The sequence below is a fragment of the Bacillus cereus group sp. BfR-BA-01453 genome (genome assembly GCF_022662915.1).
GTDB classification, from domain to species: domain Bacteria; phylum Bacillota; class Bacilli; order Bacillales; family Bacillaceae_G; genus Bacillus_A; species Bacillus_A paranthracis.
On the sequence record NZ_JAKUEN010000002.1, the window covers coordinates 65,987 to 81,461 of the forward strand.

The following is a 15,475-nucleotide window of genomic DNA, read 5'->3' on the forward strand; positions in this document are numbered from 1 at the left end:
AACTTGTTTTTAACTATAAAGGGAGAGTGTGAATTTCATGTGAACTCCTAGTGAAATTAAGACAAATTATTTGACTTCTTTTACTTTTTGTAAATTAAAGTAGAATACAACGCTATTAGTCGTGTTATATACACCGTACTCAGCATGGTGGAGATCTAAAATGTTTTTTACAATAGATAAACCGAGACCAGTACCACCAGTATGACGGCTACGAGATGCATCTAAACGGTAGAAGCGATCCCAAATTTTTTCAAGACTTTCTTCTGGGATAGGATTTCCTGTGTTTTCGATTTCGACTTTTACTGTATCTTCCATTGCTATAACGGAGACTTGTATTTTTTCTCCATCTGGCGTATAGCGAATTGCATTGCTAAGTAAGTTCACAACCACTTGCTCAATACGACTACGATTCGCTTTCACAACTATAGAAGAGTCTACATCTATGTTCACTTGTAAATGCTTTTCTTCCATGCTAAATAATAATTTTGTATAGACTTGTTGAATTAATTCACCGATTGAGAATGTCGTCATATCTAGTTTGTACGTACCTGATTCTAATTTTGCTAATTCTAACATTTCAACAATAAGTCTGTTCATATTTTCTGTTTCTTCTAAAATAACATCTGTGTAATACGTCGTATCTTTACTAACACCATCTTTAATTCCTTCTGCGAAACTTCTAATTACACTGAGCGGTGTTTTTAATTCGTGTGATACACCAGAGATGAATTCTTTCCGCGTTTTTTCTAATTGACGTTCACGTTCAATATCTTGTTGTAATTTTGTGTTTGCAACATTTAATCGATCGATTCGATCTTTTAAATTTACAGATAACGTATTAATACTACCAGAAAGTCCGCCAATTTCATCGTCTGCTGTTACAGGTAATTTCTCGCTAAAATCAAAGTTGGCCATTTTCTTTGTAACGCGATTGATTTTAATTAATGGTTTCACAATGATTTTTGAGTAGTAGAAGGATAACAAAATAATTACGAGAAATACGATGATTAAGGCATAGACATAATAATCTTTTAAAACGAGCATCGCTTCATTAACAGGTTGCAAGGATGCTATCGCAAAAGCATATTCTGTAATCTCTCCATTTTCTATAATAGGTTTTACAAAGATACTATTCTTTATATTCTCCCCGCTATCTATGATATAAGTGTTTAATTGCTGCGAGTTAGCAGTGCCATTTCTAATAAGCTCTGCAAAATATTGAACGGCTTGTAATGTTTCAATATCATTTGCAAGACGAACCTCGGCTTTCGATGGAAGCTGTAACTTAGATATAGTACCAGTAAACTCAATTTGAGTAACAGTTTTGTATCGGTTTGTAAGTCTATTTTTAGAAGGATTACCATTAATAGATGAAAAATCTGAATTGGTATATTCGTTTTGCCAATGATTATAATTTGTTGTCAATTTTATTGGTGTTATTGTTTTGTTTTGTAGCAAACCTACGACGTTTATCACATCGTCTTTTTTCAATCCTAAGTTTTCGAATTTCTTATATTCTTCGGGTGTTAAAAGATTATTAAGCGGAATGGAATATGTTTCATGATTTTTAGGATTAAATACATCAATGTAGTAATTGTTGTCGCTTTTAATAATGCCATTCTTATTTAAAAATTGCATGTCAGCATTTGTTTTATCATGAAATTCTTGTTTTAGTTTTCTAACTTCCTCAGGATCTTTTTCGCTTTTTTCATAATTAGCTACGAATTTTTCAAAAGCAGTTTGAACGGTTTTTACTTTTTTATTGATATAAAATTTTTCTAAAAATAGAGATTGCCCTAGGAAAAAAAGGAGGAATATGATTGTAAATAATGTTGATGTTAATAGAAATAGTTTAAAGACGATACTTCTGTTTTTCACTGCGTCACCTCTTGTGAGAAATACTGTAAATGATTACTTTATTATAACAAACGTTACAAAAAAGTAGAGGAGAAAATCTGTCTCTTTCGAAAGTAGTTTTTAATAAAAGGTCACATAAAAAGAACTCGACAGACGTATGACGAGTTCTTTAATGTATTATTGTTGAATTGCTGCATCTAAAGCGATTTCAATCATTTCGTTAAATGTAGTTTGACGCTCTTCAGATGTTGTTTCTTCACCAGTGAAGATGTGATCGCTTACTGTTAATACAGATAACGCATTTACACCGTATTTCGCTGCTAATGTGTAAAGAGCAGTTGTTTCCATTTCTACTGCTAGTACACCGTAATCTCCAAGTTTTTTCACTATGTCCATGCTCTCACGGTAAAACACATCTGCTGTTAAAACGTTACCAACACGAACGTGTAAGCCTTTTTCAGTTCCAGCATCGTAAGCTTTCTTTAAAAGATCAAAGTTTGCAGCTGGTGCAAAATCAAAACCTGGGAATGTTAAACGGTTCATATTAGAATCCGTACAAGCTGTCATTGCAATAATAACGTCACGTACTTTTACGTCTTTTTGAATCGCACCGCAAGTTCCAACGCGAATTAAATTTTTAACTCCGTAGCTTTGGATTAATTCGTTTACATAAATAGAAATAGAAGGAACACCCATACCTGTACCTTGAACAGATACGCGTTTTCCTTTATAAGTTCCAGTGAATCCTAACATTCCACGAACGTTATTATAGCAAGTAACGTCCTCTAGAAATGTTTCCGCAATATATTTTGCACGTAATGGATCACCAGGTAATAGAATAGATTCAGCAATTTCGCCTTGTTTTGCTTCAATATGTACACTCATGAAAAGTCCTCCTTATAATGTATTGATAGAAATCAATATCATTTGCATTATACACTACGAATCCTTTTAATTAAAATCTTTTAATTATTTGTAATATGTTCAAAGCAGGAGGATTTCATAAATCACAATCTAGAATATATAAGTTAAGAAGTTTTGTATGAACAGAGATAATAAAAATAGTAGGTGATGTCTTGAAAAATCTTGTCATTGGATTTGTTGCTTTGTTATTTATTGTAGTAGGCGGATTTTACATAAAAAAGTATCAAGAAACAACAGAGACTGTAGGTGATGTTCAGGAAGTAAAATGGGATGTGTCAAATGGAAAAGGAAATGAGAAAGCAGATATTTTGTTTCAATTATTAAATAATAAAAATAGCGAAGTACGTGGTGTGAATGATCAAATTCGGGCAGTTATTGTAGACGGACAATTAAAACATGTACAACAAATGAAACCTACATTTGCAGGAAATGGATCATATAAAGTATCTTCTAAAATAGCGAAAGATGAAGGTTATACAATATTTTTATATGAAGACAAAAATAAGTCTGTGCAATCATTTGCGAAGAAAGATTTTGGGAAGGAAATAGAGGAGAAAAATAAGAAAAAAGTAAAGTTTCCAATCGATAGTGTACTTACAAAAAAAATAGGGGAGTATGAAGTTTCTCTTTTATTCGGTGCACTGCATCCGAATGAGCCAGTGACGTTAACATTTCAATTTCAAGCGAAAAAGGGTGAGAAATTGAAATTACATGCAGAGAGAGGAGAAGTGGAGGCGCTCTATATTGTGGATGAAACGAGAGAAAATTTTTTATATGCAATCCCTGTTGATACAGAGGGCCAATTACAATACCGTATTACATTTCCTACCGAAGGAACGTACAAAATATGGGGAGATTTCTATATAAATGGTAAGAAATATGAAAAAGAATTTATTGTACAAGTTCAAAAAAGAAAAAACAGCTAACTATTTAGCTGTTTTTTCTTTTTCCTATTAATTTTGTTACAGAGAGCATTGTAATTGGTAAAGAATGATTCTTTCTAAATGCTAAATATTTACCGCTCCATGTTGGTTTATATTTTTCTTTAAAATGTCGTAACCCGCTGAAACTATATGTGTAACGAACATTATTAAAGATGGCAGCAGCAACCCGTTCAGACCAGAAAGATTGTGTCGATAAACCTACATTTGAAAGTGGTGCCATACCAATATTAAAGGAGTGGTATTCATTTTCTTTTGCCCACTGGAATAGGTGGATGAAAATTGCATCCATAATGCCGCTAGGCGCATCTGGATAATAGCGCATTAAATCAACAGACAATGATCCGTCTTGATATACGGGCATAAATGTCGTGAATGCAATGATTTTTCCATCTGCATCAGATAATGTAGCGATAGGAGCACGGCTAATATATTCACGATCAAAGTATCCGAGTGAGAAACTTTTCTCTTTTTTTCCACCGAGCCATGCATCTGAAACTTTTTTTAATTCTTCAAATAGTTCATCTGAGAACGGCGGCTGGTGAATAGAGAATATATAGCCTTCTCGTTCAAAACGGTTGAAAGTCGCTCGCATACCGGCGCGTTTTTTTCCTGTTATTGTAAATGCATTCAAATCAACGACAGCTTCTTCACCAAGCTTAAAGAAGTTGTAACCGAAATCATGATATAAACTCATCCATTTACTTTCGATTTGGTAGAATACACAAATGTATCCAAATCGGTCAGCTTCAGCTAAAAACTCTTGTAACACAGTACGGTAGGAGGAAGGATCTCCAATTGGATCACCTAGCACAACAAGACGTTTTCCAGTTATAGAGAAGAGAAGGAGCGCTTTCCCATCACTACTAAAGAAGAATTGTTTATCGCCTAAAAAACCTAAATGACTAAGTACATTTCCGCCATGTTCATCTAAAAAGTTTTGTAATCTTTTATCATTAGCTGGTTGCCCGGGAAATTCATTTCGATAACGATTAGCAATGAGTGAGCCAATCAGTAAAAATGTAGGAACGAAAAAGGCAGCTGCTAATGCACTTCGTTTTACTTGCGTAATATTACGAACGACAAAATCAGGTTTAAAAGCTTCTTTTGCACCTGCAAATAAAATACCTAAGTTTTTATATAAATATAAAGTTATAAGTAAGAATATAAAAACTTTTACGATATCAGAAAGTGAGACTTCCATTTTCTCGCGTACAAATCTTTTGCGAAGCATATATAATACAGCGAGTACAATTAATAAAATAAACGTTTCTTCAATATCAATCCCTTTTAGCGTATTAAAGATAGCTGCTCCGATTAAAGAAATAATCGTCATATAGTAAGAACGTTTTGTTCCATAATATATGCCTCGTGAAAGGATCAGGAGGAGAATACCGAATGTTAGTGATAAGCTAAAAGAAAATTGAATAAGATGTTTTGGAGCTAGAATATGTAAGGCGTGTGCTCTGTTTATACTTGTCGGTAGAATGGTCGATAAAATAACCATTAATCCAGCAAATACTGTTAAAGCAGCAGAGGCCCACGAACCTAGTTTTCCTAGAAAATCACGCTGCAAAGTCCATATAACACCAGTTGTTTCTAATGCAGGCGCAATAAAAGGTTTGTCTTCAAACTTTTTAATGGCCACGCCTGTCATTTCAAAAGCTGCAAAAATAAGACCAAGGCAGAATGGTAAAATGTAATAGACGAGGCGATATAATAACATAGCAGGTAGTAATACGCCTGTATCAATGCCATATTGTCCGAGCCCAGTTAAAAAGACAAGGTCAAATGAACCAAGTCCACCAGGTACAAGACTAACAACACCAGCTAAAGCAGCAATTACATACACACCTAAAAACTTTTGAAATTCGATATCAATGCCAAATAATATTAGTATGACGTACATAACAATACCAGCAGATACCCACTCAACTAATGAAACTAATGAGTATAAAACAGTTGGATTTTTCTCTTCTTCTCGTTCATCTTGTCCTTCGGTTTGCTTTGGTTTTCTATTTTTTAGTTTAGAAAAGCCAATGTATATAGGGACGAAAAGGGCGAAGAAGATCAAAACAGGCCATAGCCACGGTTTTTCATGCAAAATAAAACTTGTGTCTAATATTCCAATAAGGCCGAGGAATGAAAGAATAGCGAGTCCGTTAATAAAAGCAGTTGTCATCCAGGCGATACTTTTAATCAGTTTGCCATTTTCTTTTATGTATGGACGATAAAGCATCGTACGTACACCCGCTCCAACGAGACCACCAAATCCAATAAATCCATTTAAGGTATTAGCAATCCATGAGATACGAAAAATCTTTTGGACAGGTATATCAGCTTTTAAATAACGAAGCATAACATAGTCGTAAAAGAACATTGTTGATACGGCAAATGCACCAAGTGTAATGGCTAAAAAGACTCCTCCGGTTGGAATGTTTTTAATTGTATTGATTGCTTCTAAAAAAGAAATGCCTGCTAATTCTTTTTTTGCTTGAAAGAATACAATGGTTAATACAACAAATGGGAAGATAATTTTCCCGATTTGTAAGAAACGTTTCCATGAAAACGACATAAATACAACTCTCCTTGTATAAGAAAACTGAGACAATAATATTATTATGACAAACTTCAAGAAAAATAAAAAGGTAAATTCCTGTATAAGGAAGCTATTTTTTATAAGGGTTATATTTAAAAGAGTATTTCGTTTGTCAGAAAATTAAGTTAAAATGAATTGAAAGAAGGAAGAGAGGGGAAGTAGATGATTATAATAGGTTATGCGGGATATGAGCTAGAGAAAGCAAAACCTAATACGTCAGAAGATTTTTTTAATAGATCTGAAGTGACATATATATTAAATGATAAAGAAAGAATCTTTTCTGTTTTATATGTTCGATATTTTGAAGAAGTTGTACAAGAAATTACTCCTTTTGAAGGAAATCCGGTATGTAAAGTAGAAAATCAAGACATATATTTGCGGGATATTGTAGCGATCTGTTGTTTACTGAAAGAGAATGAGCTTCGCATGCAAAAACGTTTGTATTTAAATAATATAGAAGAATTCCAACAATATTTTGATGAGGAAATAGTCGTGAAAGTACAAGAAATATTGGCTGAATTACATAAAAATAAAAGAGTAGAAATAGAGTGAACTGGCAAAGGAGAGGGAAAAATGTCTAATCTAATGGTGGAAAATCAAACAGAACAAGTTTCTATGTTTTTAGAAGATGTTATTCATTTGATAACCAATTATGTAAATTATCATACGTTGCCTTCTTTATTAGAAGAGACACCGGCAGGAAACGAACAATATTATAAAGGGTTATTAGCGTCAATAAGACGTCTTCTCGTTTTTTGTGAAGAAGGGCATGATGCGTGTTTTGTTTTGTTAAATAGCCAGCCATTTCGAAAGACAGCAGCTGAAAAGATTTTATATAAAATTTATCATCAAGTAATTGCAGAGTTTTTTTCACCAAAGAGTGATCATTGGTATGAAAATAGTCGGTCTGCTTATACAGGGAAAAACTCCATCGTTTTTCAACAAACGCCACCTGCATCTATAGAGCAAGTAATGAAGAATTTAGAAGGTAAATTTCAATTGATGCGTGAAGAACTAGAATATTATGAGACGGATTACCAAACAAAGATGTTACACAAATATTAATTGTGAAAAAGAAGCTAAGGGTACTTAGCTTCTTTTCCTTTTGTACAGTTATATAAGGGGTTTCCTTTGAATATATTTAAGGGGATAGCATTAAGGAGGTGTAACATGAGTCAGCAAGGTGTATTCACAGATTACTTTCATGAAGTAGAAAGCTGGTGTGAAAGTGTTCTTCACGTATTAGATAGCCGTGCAATGGAAGTGTATGATGTCCATATGCTTGCTTATAAAATTCAAACGTTATTAGACCGTATGAAAGAGCATGAGTATGATACAGATGCAGAGTTTATGTATGAAATAAGTGATGATGTAGAACATATTCAGCATCATTTGCAGGAAGTATTCGTGCAGGGAGAAGAGGAATATGAACTATGTGAAAGAGGAGATAGTGAACGAGCTGTTCCAATTGGAGGGCATATACTCCCACCACTACCTTATCCATATAATGCGTTAGAACCGTATATTTCTAGAGAAATTATGATGTTACACCATGATAAACATCATCGTAGTTACGTGGAAGGATTAAATAAGGCAGAGAAAATGATGGAAGAAGCGAGAAAAACAAATCAATTTGATTTAATTAAGCATTGGGAAAGAGAAGCTGCTTTTCATGGATCAGGTCATTACTTGCACACAATATTTTGGAATAACATGAAAAAAGGTGGCGGCGGAAGTCCAAGAGGGGCTCTTTCACACCGGATTGAACAAGATTTTGGAAGTTTCTTGCGTTTTCAAAAACATTTTACAGAAGCAGCCTCTAAAGTGGAAGGTTCAGGATGGGCAATTCTCGTTTGGGTTCCGCGATCGGGAAGATTAGAAATTTTGCAGAGTACACTTCATCAATTATTTACACAATGGGATACGATACCGCTCCTTGTACTAGACGTGTGGGAACATGCGTATTATTTACAATACCAAAATCGAAAAGATGAATATATTAAAAATTGGTGGAATGTTGTAAATTGGCCGGATGTAGAAAAAAGATTTGAAAGTGCAAAACAAATAGAATGGACACCTTATTAGACGCAGGTTCTCTGCGTCTTTTTTATTGGAAGGAGAGGGAGATTTCGTTCATATTTTAAAAGGCCAAGCATACACTTGTACAAAAAGTGCCAAAAGGACGTGGGGGGAAATATGAGACGAATTTGTGTAATCATTACGCTTCTTATTATGTACGCAAGCGTTATACCAATTCCTACATATGCAAAGATGAACAGCAATGTCAGTGCTCGTAATGCTGTATTAATGGAGCAACATTCTGGACGTGTATTATACGGAAAAGCAGAACATGAGCCGCAAAAAATTGCTAGTATAACAAAAATTATGACGGCCTTGTTAGCTGCTGAATCAGGAAAAATGAAAGAAAAGGTATTAGTAAGTAATGAAGCGGTCAGGGTCGAAGGATCTGCAATTTATTTAAAGCCTGGACAGAAAGTAAAATTAGAGGATTTAGTATACGGACTCATGCTTAGATCTGGTAATGATGCAGCACAAGTAATTGCTGAAAATGTAGGAGGGAGTATAGAAGGGTTTGTATATTTAATGAATGAAAAGGCGAAACAAATTGGAATGAAAGATACTCACTTTTCAAACCCACATGGTTTGGATGGAGATGGATCCCATTATTCGTCGGCCTATGATATGGCACTTTTAACAAGGTATGCAATGGGGAACGAAACCTTTAAGAAGATTTTTGGGACAAAAACGTATAAATCAGATTCGTGGGATTATCCGTGGAAAAACAAACATAAACTTGTGACGTCTTATTATGAATTTGCAACAGGAGGAAAAACGGGTTTTACGAAGAAAGCAGGCCGGACGCTTGTTACAACAGCATCAAAAGATGGACTAGATTTAATTGTCGTAACTTTGAGCGCTTCTAGCGATTGGGATGATCATATGAATTTATTTGATAAAGGTTTTGAACGTTTCAAACAAACAAACGTGGTAGGACAAGGAGCTCTTGCTGAAATAACTGAAAAGAAATATGCCAATCATGTTTATACGAAAAATAGTTTTGCGGTACCTTTAACTGAGCAGGAAAGAAAGAATGTCGTATTAAAAGTTGAACTTGATAAAAGTGCGAAACTTAAGGATGGAGTAAAGGTTGGAAAGACAGAAATTTATGTTGGCAATGAGAAAGTTGGAGAACGAAATTTATTTTATAGTAAACGAAAGTTAGTAGCTACAACGGGAGTGTATTGGAATAATGTGAAAGAAATTTTTTCTCATATGATAGGTGTTGGAAGCGATGGTTAATCTCGTATGGGTAGCGATGGCAGTCATAGGGATTGTATATGCCATGATAAATGGAACGATGGAAGCAATCAATAAAGCAGTATTTGATGGAGCAAAAGACGCAGTAACAATTTGTATAGGACTCATTAGTGTTTTAGTATTTTGGCTCGGTTTAATGAAAGTTGCAGAGGAAGCAGGATTGTTAAAAAAGTTAGTGTCACTTTTTATGCCGATAGTAAAAAGGTTGTTTCCAGAAATACCAAAGGACCATCCGTCAATGGGATTTATTTTATCCAATATGATGGCTAACTTTTTTGGGTTAGGTAATGCTGCGACCCCTCTTGGTATAAAAGCGATGGAACAATTGAAAGAGTTAAATGGGGGAAAGGATTCGGCGAGCCGTTCTATGGTGACGTTTCTTGCGTTAAATACATCAGCGATTACTTTAATTCCTACTACTGTCATCTCAATTCGAATGACGTATGAATCAGCGAATCCAACTGAAATTGTTGGGGTAACATTCATTGCACAAGTACTCTCTATGATCGGAGCGATTTGGATTGATCGCTATTTTTACCGAAGAAGGAGTAGGAAGGGGCGGAAAAAATGAGTATTGTTAATACGATATCATTATGGGTAATCCCTTGTGTAATTGGTTTTATCCTTTTATATGGAACGATAAAGAAAGTGCCGACGTATGAATCGTTCGTTGAGGGGGGGAAAGAAGGGATTCAAATTGCAATCTCTATTTTACCGTTTATGGTTGGAATGCTCGTATCTATTTCTATATTTCGAGCTTCAGGTGCATTAGATGCAATGATATCAGTAATGAAGCCGATGTTAGATTTAATTCATGTCCCAGCAGAAATTGTTCCACTAGCACTTATACGTCCTATTTCGGGCTCTGCTGGTTTAAGTATTACGACCGATTTAATTGCCACATATGGACCAGACTCATTCATTGGGCGATTGGCTTCTACGATGCAAGGGAGTACAGATACGACTTTTTATATTTTAACAGTATACTTCGGAGCTGTTGGAATTAGAAAAATGGGAGATGCATTAAAAGTAGGACTTTTTGCTGATTTAATCGGAATTATTTGTTCGATTGTGTTTGTTTCTTTAATGTTTAAGTAATACTATTCATTTTTTATGCTATTTCGCTTATAATACGTATACGACCACTATTAAGGTGTTGCTTAATAGTGGTTTTTTTATGCGGTATTTTTGACAAAATAATGAACTTTTATTGTGAGCAATATGAAAAATATGGACAATAATAAAAGGTAAAAACATGGTTTGACCTTTATATGTTTATTATCATCGCTATGTTGTTTAAGTAAGATGAAGCGAAAAGCCGTCAAGCGTATGCGGTTGCCAAGTCTTTCTAATGTAAGGTAAGATAAATTCGAGGTGAAAAAAAGAAATGGAACGATTACAAAAAGTGATTGCGCAAGCAGGTATTGCATCGAGAAGAAAGGCTGAGGAATTAATTCAGCAAGGAAAAGTGAAAGTTAACGGAAAAATAGTGAAGGAGTTAGGAACGAAAGTAACTCCTCAAGATAAAGTAGAAGTAAATAACATCCCTCTTGAAAAAGAAGAACCTGTTTATTTTTTACTATATAAACCAACTGGCGTAATTTCAAGTGTATCAGATGATAAAGGAAGAAGTGTTGTAACAGACTTTTTCCCGGAGATTACACAACGTTTATTCCCAATCGGACGCTTAGATTATGATACGTCTGGTGTATTATTAATGACAAACGATGGGGACTTCGCAAACGTATTAATGCACCCTAGATATAAAGTTGAAAAAACATATGTTGCAAAAATAAAAGGTCCACTAACAGGTGAGAAAATTCGCATGTTAGAACGCGGTGTTATGTTAGAAGACGGAAAAACAGCACCAGCACGTGTGAAGATTATTTCTTGGGACAAGCGTAAAGAAATGGCGATTGTACAATTAACAATTCATGAAGGACGTAACCGTCAAGTACGTCGTATGTTTGAAGCGTTAGATTGTAAAGTAGTGAAACTAAAGCGTGAACGCTATGCTTTCTTAGAAGTAGGAAGCCTGCGACCTGGTGATGCAAGAGAATTGACACCACATGAGGTAAAACAATTACGTGCATTGGCTTCTACAAAGCCTCGCTAATCGATATTGTGAAAATTTCACCAGTGGAATGCTCCGCTGGTGATTTATTAAAAAATACATATATTCATCACTCGTCGAAGAGAGGGGAGACAATATGAAAAAAAATCGCTTATTATTTCGCGTTATCATTCTGCTCATTTTATGTGGGGCTGTAGGATTTACACTTTATCAAGGGTATTTCACTAAAGAAGAGAAGATGGAAATTGGAAAAGAAGCACCTAACTTTGTTGTGACAGATTTAGAAGGAAAGAAAATTGAGCTAAAAGATTTTAAGGGAAAAGGTGTATTTTTAAACTTTTGGGGCACTTGGTGTAAACCTTGCGAGAAAGAAATGCCTTATATGAATGAATTATATCCAAAGTATAAAGAAAAAGGCGTTGAAATTATTGCGTTAGATGCAGATGAAACGGATATTGCTGTTAAGAATTTTGTGAAACAATACGATCTTAAGTTCCCCGTTGCAATCGATAAAGGTGGAGAAATTATAAAAACGTATGGAGTAATACCATTACCAACGAGCTTCTTGATTGATAAAGATGGTAAGGTGATTCAAGAGATTAAAGGTGAACAAACGATAGAACAACTGGAGGAGTATTTAAAGAAAATCACTCCGTAATAAAGAAAGCCTTTACATACAAGGCGCTTACCTATAGCGCCTTTGGTTTAAAAATTCTGAGTATTGCGGTAAATTAAGGCTAGAATATACAATAGTACATATAGATACAGGGGCGGTGAGAGTGTTGAAAGAAATTAAGTGTGAATGTGGACATGTAAATCCGATAGGAACCGTTTTTTGTGAAGCTTGCGGGAAACCATTTGAAAGCAATGAAAATATAAAACTATTGGATATGCGCTATGAGGGAAGCGCCCGGAGATCTCTCACGCAAACAAAAACGATAGTCGATAAAATTTGGAGTTTTTTCTCTTCTGTAAAAGTCGGTGTATGGCTCATTGTAATCACTTTAGCTGCATCGGCGATTGGAACTATTTTTCCGCAAGAAATGTACATAACTCCAGGGATTGCACCAGCTGAATATTATAAGCAAGAATACGGATTTTTAGGGCAATTATACTATCAATTAGGCTTTAATAATTTATACGGTTCATGGTGGTATATGATTTTGATTGCTTCTATCGGTATTTCACTTGTGATATGTAGTTTAGACCGCGTTATTCCACTTTATAAAGCTTTAAAAAAGCAAGGCGTAAAAAGGCATCCTAGCTTTTTAAAGAGACAAAGATTATATGGCACTGGTACACCGCAAGAGGGAGATTTTGACAAAGTTCAAAAGAATTTAAAGAAAACGAACTATAATGTGAAAGTGGAAGACGGAAACGTTTTAGCAGAAAAGGGACGTTTCTCGCGTTGGGGTCCATATGTAAATCATATCGGTCTTATTATCTTTTTATTCGGTGCGATGCTTCGTTTTTTACCGAGTATGTATGTAGATGAAACGCTTTGGTTACGTGATGGTGAAACGAAAGAAATCCCAGGGACGGATGGCCAATATTATTTAAAAAGTGAGAAGTTTATAAAGGAAGTTTATGATAAAAGTAAGGACAAGGAAGTTTTTGATGAAGCAATTGACCGTGTAGGTGATAAAATGATTGCGAAAAACTTCCAAACGAATGCCGTATTATATAAAGCGGTAGGTGAAAAGATAGCTGGACAAAAACCAAAATTGGAAAAAGTAAAAGAAGTTGAAATTCGAGTAAATGAACCGCTGAAATTTGATCAATTTGCTGTTTATCAATTGAGTTATAGAGAAAATGAATTTAAAAGTATGTCCTTCCGTTTGCAAAATAAAGAAAATAATCAAAAGTGGGGACCGATTAAAGTTGATTTAACAAACCCTGCAGAAAAATATGATTTAGGAAATGGTTATTCTTTAGAACTATTAAGCTATTTCCCTGATTTTTATTTTGATGAGAATGGAAGACCAAATACAAAAACAAAATTACCAAACAACCCTGCATTCGTATTTAAAATGTTTACACCTGAAACACCAGATGGTGAAGTGAGTTTTGTTGGTATACAGCAAAATATAGAAGCTGATGGGAATAACAAATATAAAATGTCCTTTGCAGGTGTGGAAATGCAAAATGCAACAGCACTTACTGTAAGGAAAGATTTAACGCTTTGGATTCTCGGTATTGGAGGATTTATATTTATGGTTGGTGTCATTCAAGGTATGTATTGGAATCATCGCCGTATTTGGATACAACGCGTTAATGATGAATGGTGGATTGCAGGACATACGAATAAAAACTGGTTCGGTTTAAAGAAAGATATTGAAAGAGTACTAGAAGGTACAGCAATTCCGCAACCAAATGATAAAGTAGTCGATAAAAAAATTAGTTAAGGTGGGGAAACGATATGGTGCAAATAAGTAGTAACTTTCTCTTTACCGCATTTATTTTATATTTAATTGCCACTCTATTTTTTGGGGGAGCAATTAAAGAAAAGGGTCATAAATGGGCAAACGTAGGAATAACGATTACAATTTTAGGGTTTATTGCACAAACAGTTTATTTTGTAACAAGGTGGATCGCATCAGGTCATGCGCCAGTTAGTAACTTTTTTGAATTTGGTACGTTTTTCGGCATGATGCTTGTCGGAGCATTTATTGTCATGTACTTTATGTACCGCGTAAGTATAATCGGACTATTTGCATTACCAGTTGCGCTTTTATTAATTGCTTATGCAAGTATGTTTCCGAGGGAAATATCACCGCTTATTCCATCTTTAAAAAGTAATTGGTTACATATTCACGTGACGACTGCGGCTGCAGGACAAGCAATTTTAGCAATTAGTTTTATTACGGGCGTTATGTATTTATTGAAAAATGTAGATCAATCAGTGAAAAGTAAACGTACATTTTGGCTAGAGACGGTAGTATTCACACTTGTTTGTACAGTTGGGTTTATTGGAGTAACAACGGTATATTCTAGTATGCAATATGAAGCAAAGTTTCAATGGATTGATAAAAATGAACAACAAGTGGAAATGAAATATAATCTTCCGGCTTTAGTGGGGCCGCATGAAGGGAAGTTACTGACAGAAAATAAATTAGAGCCGACAGTTGAAGTTCCGGCGATTGTAAATGCGAAAAAATTAAATACTGTTATTTGGTCAGTGTTAGTCGGAACGTTACTCTATATTGTATTAAGGCTAATTTTACGTAAACGAGTATCAGCGGCACTTCAGCCGTTAGTGAAAAATACGAATAGCGATTTGTTAGATGAAATAGGATATCGTTCTATTGCAATTGGATTCCCAGTTTTCACATTGGGTGCATTAATTTTCGCCATGATTTGGGCTCAAATAGCGTGGACACGTTTTTGGGGCTGGGATCCGAAAGAGGTTTGGGCACTTATAACGTGGCTTTTTTATGCGGCGGTATTACATTTACGTTTATCAAAAGGATGGCATGGAGAGAAGTCAGCATGGTTAGCGGTAATTGGTTTTGCAATTATTATGTTTAACTTTATTGTAGTAAACTTAATTATCGCGGGTTTACATTCATACGCATAGAGAAATAAAATAGGAGAGTGTATGTCACTTTCCTATTTTATTTTTGTCAACTTTTCTTCTTTTTTGAGAAAAACATGACAAAGTAGCGGTTGATTTTGTAAAATGATGTCGAGGACATTATATACTGTTCAAAAAAAATACATAGTTTTGGAAAAAAATTGAAC

The 15,475-nt window shown here is 34.8% G+C and carries 14 protein-coding genes; 11 read left to right on the forward strand and 3 right to left on the reverse strand.

Annotation, left to right across the window (positions count from 1 at the left end):
* Positions 1-66: 66 nt before the first annotated feature.
* Entirely contained in the window at positions 67-1,878 is a 1,812-nt protein-coding gene (locus tag MR070_RS05080; RefSeq protein ID WP_000797495.1) for a sensor histidine kinase, read from the reverse strand.
* Positions 1,879-2,034: 156 nt separating this feature from the next.
* Positions 2,035-2,742, reverse strand: coding sequence for a purine-nucleoside phosphorylase (gene deoD, locus MR070_RS05085; RefSeq protein ID WP_000110703.1), 708 nt, complete (start codon positions 2,740-2,742; stop codon positions 2,035-2,037).
* Positions 2,743-2,918: 176 nt separating this feature from the next.
* On the opposite strand from deoD, the gene MR070_RS05090 reads away from it, so the two are divergent.
* Complete coding sequence (locus MR070_RS05090) at positions 2,919-3,707, forward strand: hypothetical protein (RefSeq protein ID WP_138322256.1); 789 nt, start codon at positions 2,919-2,921, stop codon at positions 3,705-3,707.
* A gap of 4 nt (positions 3,708-3,711) precedes the next feature.
* Here MR070_RS05090 and mprF read toward each other — a convergent pair whose 3' ends face one another.
* Positions 3,712-6,297, reverse strand: coding sequence for a bifunctional lysylphosphatidylglycerol flippase/synthetase MprF (gene mprF / locus MR070_RS05095; protein ID WP_000010859.1), 2,586 nt, complete (start codon positions 6,295-6,297; stop codon positions 3,712-3,714).
* 186 nt (positions 6,298-6,483) lie between these two features.
* Here mprF and MR070_RS05100 point away from each other — a divergent pair, with 186 nt between their 5' ends.
* The 10 genes from MR070_RS05100 to resC all read left to right on the forward strand — a co-directional run bounded on the left by MR070_RS05100 (position 6,484) and on the right by resC (position 15,311).
* On the forward strand, positions 6,484-6,873 hold the full coding sequence (locus MR070_RS05100) for a hypothetical protein (protein WP_000583784.1): 390 nt from the start codon (positions 6,484-6,486) through the stop codon (positions 6,871-6,873).
* A 21-nt stretch (positions 6,874-6,894) separates the two neighbouring features.
* Entirely contained in the window at positions 6,895-7,386 is a 492-nt protein-coding gene (locus tag MR070_RS05105) for a YpuI family protein (protein WP_000067566.1), read from the forward strand.
* 105 nt (positions 7,387-7,491) lie between these two features.
* Positions 7,492-8,406 (forward strand): superoxide dismutase, encoded by a 915-nt coding sequence (locus tag MR070_RS05110; protein WP_000082666.1) that lies wholly within the window; start codon positions 7,492-7,494, stop codon positions 8,404-8,406.
* Positions 8,407-8,517: 111 nt separating this feature from the next.
* Positions 8,518-9,642, forward strand: coding sequence for a D-alanyl-D-alanine carboxypeptidase DacB (dacB, locus tag MR070_RS05115; protein WP_197225708.1), 1,125 nt, complete (start codon positions 8,518-8,520; stop codon positions 9,640-9,642).
* Positions 9,635-10,231 carry a spore maturation protein SpmA gene (gene spmA / locus MR070_RS05120; protein WP_000247807.1) on the forward strand — a complete coding sequence of 199 codons (597 nt, stop codon included), beginning with the start codon at positions 9,635-9,637 and terminating at the stop codon, positions 10,229-10,231. Before dacB ends, spmA begins: the two co-directional genes overlap by 8 nt.
* Positions 10,228-10,758, forward strand: a complete 531-nt coding sequence (gene spmB, locus MR070_RS05125) for a spore maturation protein SpmB (RefSeq protein ID WP_000029511.1) — start codon at positions 10,228-10,230, stop codon at positions 10,756-10,758. The genes spmA and spmB overlap by 4 nt, the downstream gene beginning before the upstream one ends.
* Positions 10,759-11,047: 289 nt before the next feature.
* On the forward strand, positions 11,048-11,776 hold the full coding sequence (rluB, locus tag MR070_RS05130) for a 23S rRNA pseudouridine(2605) synthase RluB (RefSeq protein ID WP_000440555.1): 729 nt from the start codon (positions 11,048-11,050) through the stop codon (positions 11,774-11,776).
* A gap of 94 nt (positions 11,777-11,870) precedes the next feature.
* The gene (gene resA, locus MR070_RS05135; protein ID WP_000742199.1) at positions 11,871-12,392 is read left to right on the forward strand and encodes a thiol-disulfide oxidoreductase ResA; all 522 of its coding nucleotides are present in this window, start codon (positions 11,871-11,873) and stop codon (positions 12,390-12,392) included.
* Between the two features lie 121 nt (positions 12,393-12,513).
* Positions 12,514-14,139, forward strand: coding sequence for a cytochrome c biogenesis protein ResB (gene resB, locus MR070_RS05140; protein ID WP_000910544.1), 1,626 nt, complete (start codon positions 12,514-12,516; stop codon positions 14,137-14,139).
* A 14-nt stretch (positions 14,140-14,153) separates the two neighbouring features.
* Positions 14,154-15,311, forward strand: a complete 1,158-nt coding sequence (resC, locus tag MR070_RS05145) for a cytochrome c biogenesis protein ResC (RefSeq protein ID WP_000250097.1) — start codon at positions 14,154-14,156, stop codon at positions 15,309-15,311.
* Positions 15,312-15,475: the final 164 nt, after the last annotated feature.